The sequence below is a fragment of the Pseudomonas sp. genome (genome assembly GCF_046581935.1).
In the GTDB taxonomy this organism is placed as follows: domain Bacteria; phylum Pseudomonadota; class Gammaproteobacteria; order Pseudomonadales; family Pseudomonadaceae; genus Aquipseudomonas.
Window position 1 is genome coordinate 170,272 of the sequence record NZ_JAYGFK010000027.1, and the last position, 18,787, is coordinate 189,058.

Genomic DNA, 18,787 nt, shown 5'->3' on the forward strand with positions numbered 1-18,787 from the left:
ACGCCTCTGCAGGCCACGGTTGGCGGGGCTTTCAGTCGCCCTTAACTTAACTAACTTAAAAGCTCTAACTTGTTATTGGGCAGACGCGCGTTTGTGGACAGGTGCTGATTGGAGCGGTTTGGCCGGGAGGAACCGGCCATGATCGTCGCCCTGCTCAACCAGAAAGGCGGGGTGGGAAAGACGACCCTCGCCACCCATATCGCTGGCGAACTGGCCTTGCGCGGGCAGAACGTCATCCTGCTCGATGCCGACCCACAGGGCTCGGCATTGGACTGGACACAACGGCGCAGCCAGCAGGGTTTACCCAGGTTGTTCAGCGCCGTTGGCCTGGCGCGCGAGACCCTGCACCAGGAAGCCCCGGAGCTGGCTCGTCGCGCCGATCACGTGATCATCGATGGGCCACCGCGCATCGCCGCCCTCGCCCGCTCGGCGTTGCTGGCGGCGGATCGCGTGTTGATCCCGGTGCAGCCCAGCCCCTACGACCTGTGGGCCAGCGCGGAGATGGTCAGCCTGATCCGCGAGGCACAGGTATTCAGGCCCACGCTGCGCGCGGCGTTCGCCATCAACCGCCGCGTCAGCACCACGGTAATTGGCCGAGAAGCGCGCGGCGCATTGGCCGACCAACCACTACCGGCGCTGCAGGCGGAAGTACGCCAGCGTATCGTCTTCGCCGAGAGCGTGGCGGCCGGTCGCCTGGCCCGCGAGCTGGCACCGGACAGCCCCGCTGCGCGCGAGATCAGCAGCCTGGTGGATGAGTTGCTGAGGTGGTTGCCATGAGCAGCAAGCGCATCGGTATCGGTGCACGCCCCTCGGCCGACCCGCAGGCCGATGCCTGGATACGCCAAGGCGCTGGAATCGACAACGGCAAGGTCGAGCGCTACAGCGCCCGGCTGACGTTGGACGTGACGCCCGCGCTGCGCACGCGCATCAAGCTGGCAGCCTTCGACCGCGGCGTGACGATGGCGGAGATGCTGCGCGATGTGCTGGAGCGGCAGTTCCCGGAGGCCACGCCATGATGCGGGGTGCTCGCAGCGAGCGGTGGCCGCTGGCGCTGCTCGCTGGCAGCCTGATTGCTCTGGGTTGGGCGGCGTTCACAACTTCGACACTACGGCTGGTCTACAACGGCTCCGACAGCGTGCCCGTCGGCTGGTACCGCATTTCGCCGGCTAACACGTTGGCGCCTGGCGACTTGGTGCTGGTTCGCCTGCCGCCAGAGGCAAGGTCGCTGGCGGCGCAGCGTGGCTACCTGCCGACGAACGTGCCACTGCTGAAGACTGTGGCGGCGATGGCGCCGCAACGGGTGTGCGTGCAAGGCAGCCAGGTGCGTATAGACGGCCTCGTTGTTGCCAGCCGCTTGAGGTGGGATCGACAAGGTCGCCCGCTACCAACCTGGCAGACCTGTCGGCGCCTGGTTGGCGATGAACTGTTCCTGCTCAGCAGCAACCCAGCGTCGTTCGACAGTCGCTACTTCGGCCCGATGTCTATCGACGCGGTGATCGGTCGGGCGCAGCCCTTGTGGCTGGAGTCGCGCCGATGAACAGGCCTTCTCCGTGTCGATCCGCCTGCCGACTGCGTGTGCTAGGCGCGCTCGGTCGCGGGCCGCCTAGCTGCATATACGTCTGCCCTTGCCTACCGATCAGACGCTTTGGAAATCGCTGATCCGTCTCACCTGATTACCCAGCCCAAGAGCACAAAGGCACGGAAAAAGCAGAGGGCAAGATAAAAGGGGGCGGCACTTCGTTGGCCCGAAAAGCTGTCTGCACGGGGGTTGGCGGCGACACAGCGCCGGGTTAGCCAGGTGCCTAAATCGTGTTCGCCCAGCAGTTGTACTGGCGATGAAGCGTGCCTGATACGCCGTACCACGATCAACTTGGAGGAGTCTAAACATGAGCAAGGGCAGTCGTCAGGACGATGAATTGCGCTTTCGCCCGCAGCCGGGCAAGCCGCAACAACGCGGACAACCCTTCGTCAACCAGGTGCTACGCCAGGCCAACAAGGCGGGCACCGGCAAGCCACGCAAGGCAGGCCACCAGCCCGGCGCTCGCCTCGGCCGCGGGCATGTCGTCGCTCGCTTCAGCGCGCAGCAACTGCCGACCAACGCCCGCCGCGTCACCATCAAGACGCGCTTGGTGAACCTGCGCCAGGCGGGCAAACGCTCGACGCTCAGCCACCTGCGCTATATCGAGCGGGACGGTGTCAGCCGCGAGGGTGAGCCGGGCCAGGGCTACGGCCCCCTAACCGACCAAGCCGACCTCAACGCATTCGAGGAGCGCGGCCGGGATGACCGCCATCAGTTTCGCTTCATCGTCTCGCCCGAGGATGCCGAGCAACTGGACGACCTGCGCACTTACACCCGCCACCTGATGAGCCGGATGGAAGCCGACCTCGGCACCCGCCTCGACTGGGTCGCGGTCGACCACTGGAACACCGACAACCCGCACACCCACATCGTCCTGCGCGGCAAGGACGACACCGGTAAGGATCTGGTAATCGCCCGCGGCTACATCGCCGAGGGCATGCGCAACCGTGCCTCAGAGCTGGCTACCGAATGGCTCGGCCCGCGTACTGAATTGGAGATACAGCAGAGCCTGCAACGCGAGGTGCAGCAGGAGCGCTTCACCAGTTTGGATCGCACCCTGTTGCGCGAACGCCAGGCCGGCGCACTCAGCCTGAAGGGGCTCGCCAACCATCCACGCCGGCAACTGCTGATCGGCCGGCTCCAGCAGTTGCAGAAGCTTGAGCTGGCGCATGAAGTCCGGCCCGGACAATGGATCCTGCGTGACGACGTCGAGGCCACTCTGCGTGCCATGGGCGAGCGTGGCGATATCGTGCGCACGATGCAGCGCGCGATGGGTGGCGTGAGACAGGAGCTGGCAGTCTTCGAACCGGGCAAGGGTAGCCCAGAGGTGGTCGGTCGGATTGTGGCCAAGGGGCTGGCCGACGAGCTCAACGACCGCGGCTATCTGGTGGTCGATGGCCTCGACGGCAAGGCGCATTACCTGGCCCTACCTGCCCGCGCGGAGCTGGCCGACTACCCCATTGGTGGCCTGGTGGAAACACACAGTTTGTGCGAGCCGCGCGCAGTGGATCGGTCGATTGCATCGCTGACTGCGGGCGGCCTGTATCGCACCGATCATCACCTGGCCTTGGCACGGTCACAGGCAGTACAAGGGACAGATCCTGAGGCTTTGGTCGAGCGCCATGAACGGCGCCTAGAAGCCCTGCGCCGAGCCGGTATCGTCGAGCGGCTGTCCGAGGGAATATGGCAGGTGCCGGCCGACCTTCCGCAAAGAGGCCAGCAGCATGATGCTCGCCGCCTGGGCGATGTTGCCGTTGAGCTACGCACACCGCTACCCATCGAACAGCAGGTCCGTGCCGTTGGTGCGACCTGGCTGGATCAGCAACTGATTGGCGGTAATCGTGAGCTCGCTGACCAAGGTTTCGGCAGGGAGGTACGCGAGGCGCTAAGGCAGCGTACCGACTTCCTCGTGGAACAGGGCTTTGCAGAGCGCCGGGACAAGCGCGTGATGCTTGCGCGCAACCTACTGGCCACATTGCGTGGGCGGGAACTGACAGCGGCGGCGCAAGACATCTCGACCGAGACGGGCATGTATTATCGCCCTGCGGTCGAGGGACAGCGAGTCAGCGGGGTCTACCGGCGCAGCATGCAGCTTGCCAGCGGCCGTTATGCCCTGCTCGACGATGGCGTCGGCTTCAGCCTGGTGCCATGGAAGCCGGTGATCGAGCAGAAGCTCGGACAGAGCGTGTCGGCGGTGATTCAGGGCAATAGCGTTTCCTGGCAACTGGGTCGCCAGCACGGACCATCAATCGGTTGAGCAAAGGACGCCTGTGCTACACCAGCACTGGCTCCTGCTGTAACCACTGTTCAAAGGCTGCCGCCTGCGATGAGCCTTCCTTAGCCGCGTAGTACACCAATCGAAGGTGGCGATCCTCGTCGATGGTCAGCGTGGTGTGCTCGAACACCACGTGGCCAACTGCGTCGATGTGCAAATGGCGTATCCCCTGGCAGGGACCGTGGATGTCTTGCTGCCGCCACCAGTCCCTAAAATCCGGCGAAGCCTTCTCGAGGTCCTTCACCAACGCGGCGATATCGGGATCCTGGGTCGCCCGTACGAAGTCTCAGCGGAAGCTGGAGAGGATCTGCAGGGCCTGCACATCCCAGGGGTTGAACAGCTCGCGCATGGCCGGACTGGTGAACAGCATCCACAGCAGGTTGCTGCGGTCTGCCGACAAAGCGGGGAAGCCGAACACTCAATCCGCAGCAGTCGAACGAGCCTGACAGGGCTTCTTGCTACCTGCTGGACAGGAAGAAAGTCGGCTGGCAGTTGATTGCCATCGCTTGCGGCAATACTACGCGACTTGGGTCAGAAGCACTCGGCCTATGAAAGGAGTAGAACCCCGGCTGCCTTGCGTAAAATTTAGGTTCATAGTCGATAAATTTATGCCAGCCGCAAGGCCAGCGCCAGCGAAATGGAAAACAGAGCAACCAGATTGCCCAGGATCACGATCGACGCCACTTTCTCCGGCTCCTGAGCATATCGCTCGGCGAACATGAAGTTGAGTACCGCTGGCGGCAGCGCGCCAAAGATCAGCAGGATGTCCGTCTCACGATCCGACAGCCCGAAGACAAGGCAGAACAGGTAGGCAATCAGCATGCCGGTCAGTGGTGTAGCCACCGCTCCAACAATGCCGATGCGCCATTGCGCGAAGGGCGCAGTGTTCAGGCGCACACCAAGGGAAAACAGCATCAACCCCGTGGACACATCAGCAATGATCTTTATCGAGGCCAGAAAAGGCGGCCACAGCGCGATACCTGTCATGCTCACAAGAACACCGGCAATACCGGCGATGATCACCGGTTCACGGAACAGCCCCCACACCTTGGCATTACGCCCGAGCCACCAACTGGCGATTGCGAAATGCAGGACGTTTTCCACCAGAAACAGCACCACCGCCGCCGGCAGAACCTGCTCGCCAAAAGCGAACAACAGCAGCGGAAGGCCCATGTTGCCTGCATTTTTGAACATCATTGGCGGCAGCAGGGTCTTCGGTTCATAGCCCAGTCGGCGGGCGATGGGCCAACCGAGCAATCCGGAACCCAGCACGATGACCAGACCACCGAGAGCGATAATCTGCACCTCGGCCAGATCGACGCTCTTGCCCGCCAGCGCCGAAAAGATCAATGCGGGCACGAAGATGCCCATGTTGACCTGGTTGGTCGCAAGCATGTCAGGACGATGCTTGCGACCATACAGGTAGCCAACCGCGATGACCGTGAATACAGGGAATACGATGCTCACGATCTGCACGAGCATGGGGCAACCTTAGCCGCTGGCGAGTGGGTGGTGCTGGGCGACTCAGCCCTGCGTGGGTGTGCCGTTGAGGGCGTAGTAACTGCGAATGACCTGGCTGTCATCAACCCGCCCCTCGCCACGCCCGGAGGTGGCGAGGAACAGTTGGTGTGCCACGGCGGCAATCGGCAGCGCGGCCTGCGCGTCGCGCCCGGCTTCGAGGACGATGCCCAGGTCCTTGACGAAGATGTCCACCGCGCTGCTGACCTCGGGTTCGGCCTGCAGCATGCGCGGGCCGCGATCCTTGAGCATCCAGCTTGATGCCGCCGAACCGCCCATAATTTCCAGCAGCACCTGCAGATCGACACCGACCTTGGCCGCAAGCGCAAAGGCTTCGGCGACCACGGCTATGTGCACGCCGCACAGCAGTTGGTTGACGGCCTTAACCGTAGCCCCCTGCCCGGCTCGCTCGCCGACGTGAAAGATACGCTGGCCAATGCCCTGGAACACCGGCTGCACCGTTTCAAAGGTGGCGCGCTCACAAGCAGCCATGATGGTCAGCGAACCGGCGATGGCGCCAGCGCTGCCGCCCGACACAGGGGCATCGACGAAACGGCGCCCCGCAGTCCTCACCCGCTCGGCAATGCGCTCGACCGCAGCAGGAGGGCAGGTGGCCATCAGGCAGACGATGCCATTGTCGGTCAGCGCATCCAGCGCGCCGTTATCGAACAGTACCTGCTCGGCCTGGGCGGCGTTGACCACCATCAGGATCAGCACATCGGCACCGCTGACAGCAGAGGCTGCGTCAGTTGCTGGCTCCGCGCCCGCCTCGGCAAGCGTGGCCAGCGCCACAGGGTTGAGATCGATACCGCGCACAACGTGGCCGGCGGCGAGTAGGTTCTTGGCCATGGGCAGCCCCATCGAACCAAGCCCGGCAAATGCAATCGTAGTCATGGGAATTCCTTGCAGGACGCGCCCCGGCATGAACCGGGGCGCACCGATCAATCGAGAGTGAAAGCAGGCACGAAGGAGACCAGACCAAGCACGATGATCGCCACTAGATAGAACGGCCAAAGCTCGCGCACCACTGCCCCAACCTTCTCGTGCGAAATCGCCGAGGCGATGAACAGCGTGGTGCCCACCGGTGGGGTAAACAGGCCAATGCTCAGGTTGACCACCATCATGATGCCGAGCTGGGTCAGGTCGAGACCGATGGCGTTGCCGATGGCGACGAAGGTCGGCCCCAGCAGCAGGATCGCCGCCGGCAGGTCGAGGAACATGCCCACAACAACCATGATCAGGTTGAGCATGAGGATGACCATCCACGGCGAACTCAGGGTTCGCTCGGTCCATTCGGCCACGGCGGTCGGTACCGATTCGACGGTAAGCACATAGCCCACCAGGTTCGAGGCGGCGATCACCAGCATCACCACACCGGTGGTGATCGCTGTGTGTACCAGCGCGTCGTAGAGTCGACGCAGGGTCAGGTCGCGATAGACCAACATGCTCACCATCAAACCGTAGAACACGGCCAGCACACTGACCTCGGTCGGCGTGGCGATACCGGCGCGCAGCAGGATCACGATGAAGGCTGGCATAGCCAGTGCCGGCGCTGCCGCAACGGTCACGCGCAGAACGCCCTTCAAGGTGACTTCACTGGCCAGACGTTTGAAACCACGCATGCGGCCCGACAGATAGCAAGTCAGCATGAAACCGACACACAGCAGTAGCCCTGGAACCAAGCCAGCGAGAAACAGCGCAGCAATCGATTGGTTGGACACAGCAGCATAGAGAATCAGTGGAATCGACGGCGGAATCAGCCCGGCGATGGTCGCCGACGAGGCCGTGGCGGCAGCTGCAAAAGCGCCTGGATAGCCCTCGCGTTTCTGCCAAGGAATCAACATCGAACCCAGCGCCGACGCCTCTGCCACCGCCGAGCCGGAAACCCCGCCGAATACGGTCGATCCGACCACCGTGACCTGGCCAAGCCCGCCATGAAAACGGCCGACCAGCATGGTGGCGAAATCGATCAGGCGCTTGCCCAGCGTGCCACCCATCATCAGGCTGCCCGAGAGCATGAAGAACGGAATCGCCAGCAGCGGAAAACTCTGCGTGGGCTGAAAGATCTTCACGATCGCCGCTACGCTGGGGATGCCGCCGACGGTGACAGCCGCAATTCCCGAGCTGATCAGCAACGCGTAGCCGACCGGCAACGCCAGCGCCAGCAGCACGGCGAAGACCAGAAGCATCATGAGCGTCATACGTCGTCCTCGATTTGATGTGCGCGAACAGCCAGGGGATCACCGGCGTACAGCAGGTGAACCAACGTGGTGAATGCGGTGAAGGCAAGGCCAACGAAGCCAGCGATCATGGCCAGATACGCCCACTTGGCCGAGATTCCGGTGACTGGATAGATCTCACCACCGGTGATCTCAATCACATCGAGACCAACCCAGGCCAGGTAGAAAAAAGTGGCGCAGATCAACACCTGATGGCCGATCAGCAACACCCGATTGCCACCTCGACCAATCCAGCTCTGGATGGCGGTGACAGCGATGTGCTGACCACGTTGGGCAGCGAGAACGATGCCGCCCATCACCAGCCAGGGGAACAGGATATTGGGCATCTCGGTGGGCCAGCCCATGCCCTGATTGGTCAGGTAGCGCACCACAACCTCGGCCATCAACGATACGAACATAGCCACTAGCGCCGTGATCACGACGACTACGCTGAGCACCACGATCACGTTATCCAACCACCTCGCCATCTGCGCCAAAGCGCCGGACTGCAACGAGTCGTTGCTGGAGGTTTGGACGGTCATCATTGCTTACCTGCTTCTGAGACGATCAGCTCAACCAGCTCGGGGTATTGCTTCGACCATTTGTCGTAGACCGACTGGGTCTTGGCAGCGAATGCAACCTGGTCGATCTCGTTGATCGCCACACCGGCCTCGGTCAGCTTGGTACGCAGTTCAATATCGGCCGCCAGCGACATCTCGCGGTTGAGTTTGCCGGCCTCCACCGCCGCTTCCTTGATCGCCACCTGATCGGCCTTGGACAGACCGGCCCAGATCATCTTGCTGGCCAGTAGTGGTGTGGTCTCGTACTTGTGCCCGGTCAGTGAGATGTATTTCTGCACCTCGAAGAGCTTGGACGAATAGATGTTCATCAGTGGATTCTCCTGGCCATCGAACACACCCTGCTGAAGGGCGATGTACAGTTCGGAGAAGGCCAGCGGGCCTGGGTTGGCGCCGAGCGCCTTGAAGATGTCGAGGGTCATGGCATCCGGCGGTGTACGCACCTTGATGCCCTGCAGATCCTCCGGTTTGACGATGGGACGCTTGTTGTTGCTGGTGTGACGGATGCCGTTATCCCACAGCGCCAGCACCACCAAACCTTTCTTGTTGGCAGCCTCGTCGAGCTTGGCACCTACCGGGCCATCGACCACTTTGTAAGCATGCTCAAGATCGCGGAACAGGAACGGTAGGCCGACCACGTTGAACTCAGGCACCACGCCTGCCGTGCTGCCTTGGGAGTTGGTGCTGAAAGCCAACGAGCCCAGGCGCATGTTGGTCAGCGACTCGACGTCATCGCCGAACTGCGCGCTGCCACCTACCTCGACCTTGACCCGACCTTCGGTCTTCTGCTCAACCAACTCGGCAAACTTCAGGGATGCCACCGCTTTCGGGTTGCCCGGCGCGGCGTTATGGGAGAGGCGCAAAACCTGCTGCGCCCAACTGGTGGAGGCAGTAGCCAATGCAAAGGTTGCGGCGACAGCAATCAGTGTCTTTTTCATGAGCTTTACCTTGCGTTTCTTATTGATATTGTCTGCATGTCTTGCTTGTTTCAGATCGTCCGCGCGAGCCCTGTAGCAGTACTCGCACGTGTCGAACCCGGCGCTACTCAACCGTGGATGAGCATGCCTCCGTTGACGTCGATCACCGCACCGGTGATGTAAGCCGACAGATTCGATGCGAGGAACAGGTAGACACCCGCCACCTCCTCGGCATTACCCAGACGATTGAGCGGGATGCTGGCGGCGATCTCGGCCTTCTGCTGATCGCTGAGCTTGCCAGAGCTGATGTCGGTCTGGATCAGGCCGGGAGTCACGCAGTTGACGCGGATGTTGCTCGGGCCGAACTCGCGCGCCATGGCCTTGGCCAGGCCCAGCACACCGGCCTTGGCCGCAGAGTAATGCGGGCCGCCGAGGATACCGCCGCCGCGCTGGGCCGATACCGAGGACATGCAGGCGATCGAACCACTGCCCAGCGCCTGCATGTGCGGAATGACGGCCTGAGACAGGTACAGCACACCGCGCAGGTTGACGTCGAGGATGCGGTCCCAGCTCGCCGGGTCGATCTCGAGGGTTTTCACAGGCTGGGTGATGCCAGCGTTGTTGATCAGCACATCAATGCGACCGAAGTCGGCGATGGCGCGCTCGGTGGCCTTGAGGCAAGCGTCCTTGTCCGCCACGTTGCAGGCATAACCACGGTGCTCGGGGCCGATGGCAGCAGCCGCTTCGATGGCGGCGCCTTCATCCAGATCGAGAATCGCCACCTTGGCGCCGTGGCTGGCGAACAGGCGAGCGGTGGCCAGGCCGATGCCACGAGCCGAAGCCGCACCCGAGATCATAGCGACTTTGCCGTCGAGAAGAAGAGCGTTGTTCATACAAAAGATCCTCGCAGTAGCGCCGGCAACCGGCGCTTGGAAAATGGGTTAGCCTGGCGCTGCGTTCAGCCGAGCCAGCCTTTGATGGTGGCCGTCATGGTTTCGGTAGAAATTCCGTAGCGGTCATGCAGAGTCGGTAGCGCACCGGCATCGAGGAAGGCATCGGGCAGCGCAATCTGACGAAATTGCGGGGTCACGCCGGCAGTCAGCAGTGCCGTCGCGACGGCTTCGCCGAGCCCGCCGATAGCACTGTGGTTTTCTGCCACCACGACCAGACGCCCGGCGCGACCTGCTTCACGCAGGATGGTCGCCACGTCGAGCGGCTTGATGGTCGGTACGTGCAGCACGCCGACGTCGACCTTGTCCGCTTCCAATGCCTTGGCCACTTCCAGAGCGCGCATGGTCAGGATGCCGGACGAGATCACCAGCACATCACGGCCGTCTCGCAGCATCTTGGCCTTACCCAGTTCGAAGCTGTAGCCGTACTCGTCGAGCACCAACGGCACGTTGCCGCGCAGCAGGCGCATGTAAACCGGGCCTTTGTGGTTGGCGATCTGCGATACGGCCTGTTCGGTGTCGAGGGCATCGCAGGGGTCGACGATGGTCATGCCCGGAATACCACGCATCAGCGCGATATCTTCGGTGGCCTGGTGGCTGGGACCGTAACCGGTGGTGAGACCAGGCAAGGCGCAGCACAGTTTGACGTTGAGGTTTTCCTCGGCAATCACCTGATGCACGAAGTCGTAGGCGCGACGTGTGCCGAACACCGCGTAGGTGGTGGCGAACGGCACGAAACCTTCCTTGGCCATTCCGCCTGCCGCAGCCATCAATAATTGCTCGGCCATGCCCATCTGGAAGAAGCGATCCGGATAGGCCTGGCCGAACAGGTGCAGGTCGGTGTACTTGGCCAGATCGGCGGTCAGGCCAACGATCTCGGGGCGGTTGGCGGCCAGCTCGACAAGAGCTTTGCCGAAGGGGGCTGCCTGCACGCGCTGCCCTTCGGAGGCAATCGACGCGATCATCGCCGAGGTAGTCAAGCGTGGTTTCTTGGCGGTGGTGCTCATTGGGCAGTTTCCTGGGCTTGATCAAGAATGTCGAGGGCTTGCTGCCACTCGGCCTGGTCGACACGAATGAAGTGGTTCTTCTCACGAGCTTCTAGGAACGGCACGCCCTTGCCCATCAGGGTGTCGCAAAGGATCACGCGGGGTTTGTCTTCGCTGAGGTTGCGTGCGGTGTCGAAGGCCGCGATCACAGCGGCGAGGTCGTTGCCGTTCACACGCTGCACATGCCAGCCAAACGCAGCCCACTTGTCAGCGAGCGGCTCGAAGCCCATGACTTTGGTCGAAGGACCATCGGCCTGCTGGTTATTGATGTCGACCAGGCAGATCAGATTACCCAGGCCATGGTGAGCCGCGCTCATCGCTGCTTCCCAGGTCGAGCCTTCGTCCAGCTCACCATCGGACATCGAGTTGTAGACGAAAGCCGGGTTGCCCTTCAGGCGCAGGCCGAGCGCCATGCCCACAGCAATCGGCAGGCCCTGACCCAGCGAGCCGCCGGACATTTCCATGCCTGGCGTGTAGGTCGCCATGCCCGACATCGGCAGGCGACTGTCATCGCTGCCGTAGGTCTCGAGTTCTTCCTCGGGTATGACCTTCGCTTCTATCAGTGCCGCGTAGAAGGCGATGGCGTAGTGACCGTGGGACAGCAGGAAGCGGTCGCGGCCCTCCCATTTTGGGTCTTCGGGGCGCAGGTTCAGCGCATGGCAGTAGGCGGTCGCCAGCACATCGGCGTAACCCAGTGCCTGGCCGACATATCCCTGCCCCTGCACCTCGCCCATCTGCAGCGCAAAGCGGCGGATGCGGTAGGCGCCTTCGGCAACCCTGGTGTGGACGGAAGAATTATTGTTCTGCACGCAGTTCTCCTTGATATAGCCCGGCGCATGATGCAGCCGTAACTTCATTCGTCTCGGTTGGAGCTTGAATCTCCAGGCCTGCCAAGCGCCTCAACGGTCCGCTTGGCGAGTGGGAGAAAGCCTATTCCCTTGATTTTTTGAGCTCAAACGAATAGTTAAGGCAGATAGATGAATTGAGCTAATGTGAAAACACCATGCAAAACCGAGTTTCGTTCAAGGCAATTCAGGCCTTCGAGGCAGCGGCACGCCTGTCTTCCTTTGCGTTGGCAGCGGAGGAGCTCTTCGTCACCCCCTCAGCGGTCAGCCATCAGATAAAGCTGCTGGAGGAGCAATTTGGTGTTCGCTTGTTCCATCGCGTGCATCGCGCGGTGGTGCTGACCGATGCCGGCCGTGTGTACGCAGAAGAAATCTCGGCGGCATTTGCCAGAATCGATATGGCGACCCGCGAGCTGGGGCGCACCGCCAAAAGCGACGTCCTCACTGTGCACTCGACACCCAGTTTCGCCACCCAGTGGCTGATGCCCCGACTGGCACGGTTCAGCGCTTTGGAGCCGGACATAGACGTGCGGCTGAATTCTTCGTATCCAGCACCTGCCGACCTGCTCACTCAGGGCGTGGACATCGATATCCGCTATGGCATGAAACGGCTGCAGCCCGCCGGCACCATGGTACTGCCCTTCCCTGCAGAGACCATCGTGCCGCTCTGCGCACCATCACTTGCGGATGGGGAACACGCAATCCGGGCGCCTGAAGATCTGCGACATCACCCCCTGATCCACAGCGAGGTATGCCTGATCAGCTGGCGCGATTGGATGCGCCAGCACCGCAAAGTGCCGCTGGATATCTCACGCGGACCACGCTTCGATCGCTCGTTCATGGCCATCAGCGCAGCCGTGGATGGCTTGGGAATATGCCTCGAAAGCCTGCTACTGGCGCAGCGTGAGCTGGCCAGTGGACAACTGGTGGCACCGCTGGGCCTGGTAGGGCCCAAGGTACAGGGCTATACGTTCAATCTTCTGAGGTCACGAGTGGAGCTCCCCAAGATCCGAAGTTTCCAGGACTGGCTCTTCAGCGAGCTGGAAGGTCGCCCCAACCCCTTCGTAGTTAAAACGTACGGTAATCTCTGATGCGATTAACCTGACGGAACATGCAGTAACTAAGACCGGCCGAGAGCGTGTAAATATCTCCGGAACGAACTGGCTACTGCTACGAACAAGAACTCGACAGAGACGGGCTTGCGGTACCATCCTGCGGTCGAAGGCCAGCGAGTCAGCGGAACCTACCGGCGCAGCATGCAGTTGGCCAGCGGCCGTTATGCCCTGCTCGACGATGGCATCGGCTTCAGCCTGGTGCCGTGGAAGCCGGTGATCGAGCAGAAGCTCGGACAGAGCGTGTCGGCGGTGATTCAGGGCAATAGCGTGTCCTGGCAACTGGGTCGCCAGCGCGGGCCGTCGGTTGGTTGAGCGATAGGCGTCGGGGCCTATACCAGCGCCGGCTCCTGCTGTAACCAGTGTTCAAAGGCCGCCCCCTGCGATAAGCCCTCCTTAGCCGCGTAGTAGACCAATCGAAGGTGGCGATCCTCGTCGATGGTCAGCGTGGTGTGCTCGAACACCACGTGGCCAACTGCTTCGACGTGTAAGTGGCGTATCCCCTGGCAGAGGCCGTGGATGTCTTGCTGCCGCCACCAGTCCCTGAAGTCCGGCGAGGCCTTCTCCAGGTCCTTCACCAACGCGGCGATATCTGGATCCTGGGTCGCCCGTACGAAGTCGCGGCGGAAGCTGGAGAGGATCTGCAGCGCCTGCTCATCCCAGGGGTTAAACAGCTCACGCATGGCCGGGCTGGTGAACAGCATCCACAGCAGGTTGCGGCGATCCGCCGACAACGCAGAGAAGCCAAACACCCGGTCCGCTGCGGCGTTCCAGGCCAGTACATCCCACCGCAGGTTAAGCACATAAGCCGGACGTAAAGGCAGATCGGCCATCAGTCGATGAACCAGCGCCGGCACCGTGCACCAGGTTCTGCCCGGCTCTGGCGGAAGGCGCTGGTGCGCGAGCAGGAACAGGTGACGACGCTCAGTGGCGTCCAGCTTGAGCGTGCGCGAGAGGTTGTCGAGGAAGGTCGCAGACACGCTGATGTCCCGCCCTTGTTCCAGCCAGGTGTACCAAGACAAACCCACCCCGGCCAAGGCCGCGACCTCCTCGCGGCGCAGCCCCGGCGTGCGCCGCCGACTGCCGGCGGGCAGCCCCAGCTCCTCCGGTGAAAGACGTTCGCGGCGACTACGCAGGAATTCGGCCAGCTCTACCCGAGTGCGTTCTGCTGTGCGAGGCGCGCTCATCCGATTACCTCCAGTACTAGGATAAACAGTCAAATTGTAACCCCTATAAATCTCAAGAAGAATATCCCGACCTGGCCGCAATTACTCGTGCCAGGGCTCTCGCTTGATGAGGAACCACACAGAGACGTGTCATCAACTCGCTAAGGAGATAAACGGATGTACCAAGCACTTCTTCGGGAACAACTGGAGACATTGAAGTCCTCCAACCAGTACCGCACCTTCACCACCCTCAGCCGCATCTGTGGCCAGTACCCGCTGGCCAAACTGGACGGCCGTGAGCAAGAACCGGTGGTGGTCTGGTGCAGCAATGACTACCTCGGAATGTCACAACATCCCGCAGTGCGCGAACAGATGCACAAGGCGCTGGATGCCTACGGTGCGGGCTCCGGCGGATCACGCAATATCGGCGGCTCACACGAAGTGTATGCAGGCTTGGAAGCAAGCCTCGCCGACTGGCATGGCAAGGAAGCAGCGCTGGTCTTCCCCACTGGTTTTGGCTCCAACGATGCCACCCTCCAGTGCCTGCTTCGGCGTATCCCTGACTGCGTGGTGATCAGCGACGAACTGAACCACGCCTCTATCGTCAACGGCATTCGCTCTACACCCAACGAGCGCAAGATCTTCCGCCACAACGACGTCGAGGATTTGGAGCAGATTCTCGCCAGCTACCCGCAGGGGCAGCCGAAGATCGTGGTGTTTGAATCCATTTACTCGATGGACGGCGATATCGCCCCCATCGCCGAAATCGTCGCGGTCGCCAAGCGCTACAACGCCCTCACCTACCTCGACGAGGTACATGCAGTGGGCATGTACGGTCCGCGCGGCGCAGGCATCGCCGCCGAACTGGGCGTTGCCGAACAGGTGGATATCATCCAGGGCACCATGGCCAAGGCCATCGGCGTGATCGGCGGCTACATCGCCTCGACACAGGTGATCGTCGATGCAGTGCGCTCCTTCGCCACCGGTTTCATCTTCACCACCTCGCTGCCGCCGGCAATTACCGCAGGCTGCCTGGCCAGCGTCGAGCATCTCAAGGCAGGCAGCAACGAGCGCGACGCCCTGCAACGCCAGACGGTCAAGCTGCGCGAGCGCCTCAAGCACTAGGACGTGCCGGTGATGCCCTGCTCACAAACCCATGTGCTGCCGGTGCTGGTAGGTGAGGCCAAGCGGTGCAAGGCAGCTGCCGAACGCCTGCTGCATAACCATGGCGTGTACCTGCAGCCGATCAACTATCCATCCGTGCCGGTAGGGACCGAGCGCTTTCGCGTCAACGCTACGCCGAATCACAGCGACGAGCAGATCGAGCACCTGGCGGTATCGCTACGCGAGACATTCGACCACTTCAGCATCCCGCTGGCCTCCGAGGTGTTCGCTGCGGAGGTGGCCTGAAATGGACCATTCCTTCTTCAACGTGCGCCCGGCGACTCAGGCTGACCTGGCCAGTCTGGTGGAACTGCGCGCCTATCTGCTGGACGGCACCGCCGCCAGCTATTCGAGCAAGACGCCGGAAGACGCGGCACGCTGGCGGGCGGCCTACCGCCCCTGGCTGAGCAGCCGCCTGAGCGAGAGCGACTGTGTGCAGATCCTCACCGCCGAGCACAAGGAATCCGGCCAGGTGCTGGGCTGCGCGACCGCCATCATCGACCAGCGCGCCCCGGCACCAGGCTGCCTCAACGGCCTGTCTGGCTGGGTGCAATCAGTGGTGGTTGAACCGCAGTGGCGCGGCCGTGGCATCGCCAAGCAGTTGATGCAGCACCTGCTGCGCTGGTTCACCAACCGCGGCGTCGGCTGTGTGGTGCTGCAAAGCACTGAGGGCGCCGGCACGTTGTATCAAGCCCTTGGCTTCGTCGTCAGCGACGAGCGCCTGCTGATCCGTCAGGAGGCCTCGGCATGAAGATCCTGATCATCGGTTTGGGCTACGCCGGCAACCGTTACCGCCGCGCCTTCGAGCATATCGCCACGAGCACCGGACTACCGTTGTCGCTGGCTTATGTCGGGCGCCGGCAAAAAGTGACCGATATCCCCTACTTCGACAGTGTTGAACAGGCGCTGGATGCCTTTGCGCCGAACATCGTGGTAGTCAGCGCCAACGACCACAGCCATGCGCCCGTGCTCAAGCAGTTGGCCGGCTACCGCGGCTTCGTACTCTGCGAGAAGCCATTGACCACGCCGGGCGACGATCTGGGCGAGTTGCTCGGCGCACTGGATCAGGTCGACGGCTTTGCTCTGGATCTGGTGGAGCGCTACTCGGACGCAACCCAGCAGTTGCGGGAGTGGGTCGAGCGTCGCGACTGGCAGTTGGTGCGCGCCTGCTTCCACTGGGGCAAGGATCGCATCAATGACTACCGCCCCACCTGCGGCGTGACCAGCGAGGTGATCCATGCCCTGGATCTGGTGGGCTGGATCTGCCCGCGCGCCGGCGAGCTCCAGCTCGATGGCGCGCTCGGCGTGCGCTCGGATTTCTCCATCTCCGGCGCAGAGGTACTCGACACCGTGCAACTCACCGCCAGCCTGGGCGAGGCGCGGGTCACCGGTTACGCCAGCTTCGTCAACATCGTGCGCCAGCGCACCGTGGACTTCAGCTTCGTCGACCGCGACGCCCGGCTGATCCATGCGCGCCTGGTGTTCGACACGCCACGCTGGGATCACGACCAGTTGCGGATCTGGACGCGCGGCGCCAACGGCGTCGAGGAGCTGTTGCACGAGTTTGCCACCGCTCCCGACGAGCCTGGCCTGGACACCCTGCACAAGCTGTTTCGTCTGTGCCGGCAGGTGGTGCGCGCCGTGGCCCTCAAGGAGCCGCCCCGCCAGCCCTTCGCCGGCCTCGACACCGCCGTGGCGCTGCAGCGCCTGCTCAACGACCTAGAAACCCATGCCCAAACCCCAGCACCGGCGCGCTACGTCCATGGCGAGACGCGCGTGCTGCTGGCCGAGGACAGCGACCTGGAAAGCCTCGGGTAACCCAATCACAAGGAGAACGACTATGTGTGGAATCGCTGGATGGCTGTCCTACAGCCAGAACCTGGAAACGCAACGCGACACCCTGCAGCGCATGACCGACACCATGGCCCTCCGCGGGCCGGATGCGGGCGGCCTGTGGATTGACGGCCCGGTCGGTCTGGGCCATAGGCGCCTGTCGATCATCGACCTGGAGGGCGGTCGCCAGCCGATGACCGCCCTGCACGGTGGCCCTCGTGAGGCCGCCGCTATTACCTACAGCGGCGAGGTCTACAACTTCCGCGAGCTGCGCACCGAGCTGCAGCGACTCGGTCACCGCTTCGAGACCCGCAGCGACACCGAGGTAGTGCTTCGAGCCTATCTCGAATGGGGCGAGGCCTTTGTCGAACGGCTCAACGGCATGTATGCCTTCGCCATCTGGGACCTGCGCTCGCAGGAGCTGCTGTTGATACGCGACCGTATGGGCGTCAAGCCTCTGTATTACTTCCCCACCTCAGACGGCGTGGTGTTCGGCTCCGAACCCAAGGCACTGCTGGCCAACCCGTTGGTACCGCGCAAGGTGCGTGCCGATGGTCTGCGCGAGATCCTGGAGATGGTGAAGACACCAGGCCATGCGGTGTTCGACGGCAGTGGCTTCACCGGCGATGCTGTGCGCGGCACGCCGGATGCGCCCTTCGTGCGCGACCTGGTGGAGAAGATCCGCTCCAGCCACCAAGAGATCATCCTCGACAGCCGCGAGCTGGCCGACCCGGCGCTGCGTGCGCAGGTCGTCCGCGCCCTCGACCTGCCACCGGCTTTCTGGGGCGACATGTGGCCCTCGCTCTACCGGCTGTTCCAAGAGGTCCGCAAGCACTCGACCGTGGCGCTGTCCGGCGAGAGTGCGGATGAGGTATTCGGCGGATACCGCTGGTTCCACGATCCGGAGGCGATCCAGGCGGATACCTTCCCCTGGCTGACCTCGGTCACCGGCAAGTACTTCGACGGCAAGACCCTGTTCGACCAAGGGCTGCTGGCCCAACTGAACATGCAGAGCTTCCTGCGCGACAGCTACGCCCAGGCCATCTCAGAGGCGCCAGTACTGCCAGGTGAGAGCGCGGTCGACCAGCGCATGCGGCAGATGAGCTACGTCAACCTCACCCGCTTCGTGCAGACCCTGCTGGATCGCAAGGATCGTATGAGCATGGCAGTCGGCCTTGAGGTGCGGGTGCCCTTCTGCGACCACCGCCTGGTCGAGTACGCCTTCAACATCCCCTGGGCGATGAAGGCCTTCGACGGTCGGGAGAAAAGCATCCTGCGTGCGGCGACCCGCGACCTGTTGCCGGAGTCGATCAGCGAGCGAATCAAGAGCCCCTACCCCTCAACCCAGGACCCGGCCTACGAGCAGGCGCTGCGTGATGCCCTGAGCGCCATCCAGGCGGACCGCAACGCGCCAGTTATGCCCCTGCTCGACAACGGTCGTATCCAGCAAACCCTGGCCAAGCCGCTCGGCAGCGTCTCACCCATGTACGAACGCATGGGCATGGAGTTGGCGGTCGGCCTCAACACCTGGCTGAGCAAATACGACGTCAGCCTCGAGCTCTAGTCCCCAACCGGCTGTGGCCCC

17 protein-coding genes and 3 pseudogenes are annotated in these 18,787 nt (G+C 62.6%); 10 read left to right on the forward strand and 10 right to left on the reverse strand.

What is annotated here, in order from left to right:
* The first annotated feature begins 138 nt into the window (after nucleotides 1–138).
* From parA to VCA57_RS22185, 4 genes are all read left to right on the forward strand, one after another.
* The gene (gene parA / locus VCA57_RS22170; protein ID WP_411187705.1) at nucleotides 139–777 is read left to right on the forward strand and encodes a ParA family partition ATPase; all 639 of its coding nucleotides are present in this window, start codon (nucleotides 139–141) and stop codon (nucleotides 775–777) included.
* Complete coding sequence (locus VCA57_RS22175) at nucleotides 774–1,016, forward strand: hypothetical protein (protein WP_411187707.1); 243 nt, start codon at nucleotides 774–776, stop codon at nucleotides 1,014–1,016. The genes parA and VCA57_RS22175 overlap by 4 nt, the downstream gene beginning before the upstream one ends.
* Nucleotides 1,013–1,537: a S26 family signal peptidase gene (locus VCA57_RS22180; RefSeq protein WP_411187709.1), complete on the forward strand. Its 525-nt coding sequence runs from the start codon at nucleotides 1,013–1,015 to the stop codon at nucleotides 1,535–1,537. The genes VCA57_RS22175 and VCA57_RS22180 overlap by 4 nt, the downstream gene beginning before the upstream one ends.
* Before the next feature lie 349 nt (nucleotides 1,538–1,886).
* On the forward strand, nucleotides 1,887–3,836 hold the full coding sequence (locus VCA57_RS22185) for a DUF3363 domain-containing protein (protein ID WP_411187711.1): 1,950 nt from the start codon (nucleotides 1,887–1,889) through the stop codon (nucleotides 3,834–3,836).
* A gap of 16 nt (nucleotides 3,837–3,852) precedes the next feature.
* Here VCA57_RS22185 and VCA57_RS22190 read toward each other — a convergent pair.
* The 9 genes and pseudogenes from VCA57_RS22190 to VCA57_RS22230 all read right to left on the reverse strand — a co-directional run.
* Nucleotides 3,853–4,272 (reverse strand): annotated as a pseudogene (locus VCA57_RS22190) (transcriptional regulator); the annotation flags it as partial.
* Nucleotides 4,273–4,460: 188 nt separating this feature from the next.
* Nucleotides 4,461–5,336, reverse strand: a complete 876-nt coding sequence (locus tag VCA57_RS22195) for an AEC family transporter (RefSeq protein ID WP_411187713.1) — start codon at nucleotides 5,334–5,336, stop codon at nucleotides 4,461–4,463.
* A gap of 42 nt (nucleotides 5,337–5,378) precedes the next feature.
* A complete protein-coding gene (locus VCA57_RS22200) occupies nucleotides 5,379–6,266 on the reverse strand; it encodes an NAD(P)-dependent oxidoreductase (RefSeq protein ID WP_411187715.1) in 888 nt (295 codons plus the stop codon).
* Nucleotides 6,267–6,313: 47 nt separating this feature from the next.
* Entirely contained in the window at nucleotides 6,314–7,573 is a 1,260-nt protein-coding gene (locus VCA57_RS22205; RefSeq protein ID WP_411187717.1) for a TRAP transporter large permease, read from the reverse strand.
* Nucleotides 7,570–8,133 (reverse strand): TRAP transporter small permease, encoded by a 564-nt coding sequence (locus VCA57_RS22210; RefSeq protein WP_411187719.1) that lies wholly within the window; start codon nucleotides 8,131–8,133, stop codon nucleotides 7,570–7,572. Before VCA57_RS22210 ends, VCA57_RS22205 begins: the two co-directional genes overlap by 4 nt.
* Nucleotides 8,133–9,107 (reverse strand): TRAP transporter substrate-binding protein, encoded by a 975-nt coding sequence (locus VCA57_RS22215; RefSeq protein WP_411187721.1) that lies wholly within the window; start codon nucleotides 9,105–9,107, stop codon nucleotides 8,133–8,135. Before VCA57_RS22215 ends, VCA57_RS22210 begins: the two co-directional genes overlap by 1 nt.
* Before the next feature lie 107 nt (nucleotides 9,108–9,214).
* On the reverse strand, nucleotides 9,215–9,979 hold the full coding sequence (locus VCA57_RS22220; RefSeq protein WP_411187723.1) for an SDR family NAD(P)-dependent oxidoreductase: 765 nt from the start codon (nucleotides 9,977–9,979) through the stop codon (nucleotides 9,215–9,217).
* 65 nt (nucleotides 9,980–10,044) lie between these two features.
* Complete coding sequence (locus VCA57_RS22225) at nucleotides 10,045–11,043, reverse strand: transketolase family protein (RefSeq protein ID WP_411187725.1); 999 nt, start codon at nucleotides 11,041–11,043, stop codon at nucleotides 10,045–10,047.
* Nucleotides 11,040–11,891: a transketolase gene (locus tag VCA57_RS22230; RefSeq protein ID WP_411187727.1), complete on the reverse strand. Its 852-nt coding sequence runs from the start codon at nucleotides 11,889–11,891 to the stop codon at nucleotides 11,040–11,042. The genes VCA57_RS22225 and VCA57_RS22230 overlap by 4 nt, the downstream gene beginning before the upstream one ends.
* Nucleotides 11,892–12,085: 194 nt before the next feature.
* Here VCA57_RS22230 and gcvA point away from each other — a divergent pair, with 194 nt between their 5' ends.
* Entirely contained in the window at nucleotides 12,086–13,018 is a 933-nt protein-coding gene (gene gcvA, locus VCA57_RS22235) for a transcriptional regulator GcvA (RefSeq protein ID WP_411187729.1), read from the forward strand.
* A 66-nt stretch (nucleotides 13,019–13,084) separates the two neighbouring features.
* Nucleotides 13,085–13,354, forward strand: a pseudogene (locus VCA57_RS22240) (DUF3363 domain-containing protein); the annotation flags it as partial.
* Between the two features lie 17 nt (nucleotides 13,355–13,371).
* Here the strand turns inward: VCA57_RS22240 and VCA57_RS22245 are convergent.
* A complete protein-coding gene (locus VCA57_RS22245; RefSeq protein WP_411187731.1) occupies nucleotides 13,372–14,226 on the reverse strand; it encodes a helix-turn-helix transcriptional regulator in 855 nt (284 codons plus the stop codon).
* Nucleotides 14,227–14,382: 156 nt separating this feature from the next.
* Between VCA57_RS22245 and hemA the strand changes: the two are divergent.
* The 4 genes and pseudogenes from hemA to VCA57_RS22265 all read left to right on the forward strand — a co-directional run bounded on the left by hemA (nucleotide 14,383) and on the right by VCA57_RS22265 (nucleotide 18,766).
* Nucleotides 14,383–15,615: pseudogene (hemA, locus tag VCA57_RS22250) on the forward strand (5-aminolevulinate synthase).
* Between the two features lies 1 nt (nucleotide 15,616).
* Nucleotides 15,617–16,120, forward strand: coding sequence for a GNAT family N-acetyltransferase (locus VCA57_RS22255; RefSeq protein ID WP_411187733.1), 504 nt, complete (start codon nucleotides 15,617–15,619; stop codon nucleotides 16,118–16,120).
* The gene (locus VCA57_RS22260) at nucleotides 16,117–17,187 is read left to right on the forward strand and encodes a Gfo/Idh/MocA family oxidoreductase (protein WP_411187735.1); all 1,071 of its coding nucleotides are present in this window, start codon (nucleotides 16,117–16,119) and stop codon (nucleotides 17,185–17,187) included. Before VCA57_RS22255 ends, VCA57_RS22260 begins: the two co-directional genes overlap by 4 nt.
* A gap of 22 nt (nucleotides 17,188–17,209) precedes the next feature.
* Entirely contained in the window at nucleotides 17,210–18,766 is a 1,557-nt protein-coding gene (locus tag VCA57_RS22265; RefSeq protein ID WP_411187737.1) for an asparagine synthetase B family protein, read from the forward strand.
* The last annotated feature ends 21 nt before the right edge of the window (nucleotides 18,767–18,787 follow it).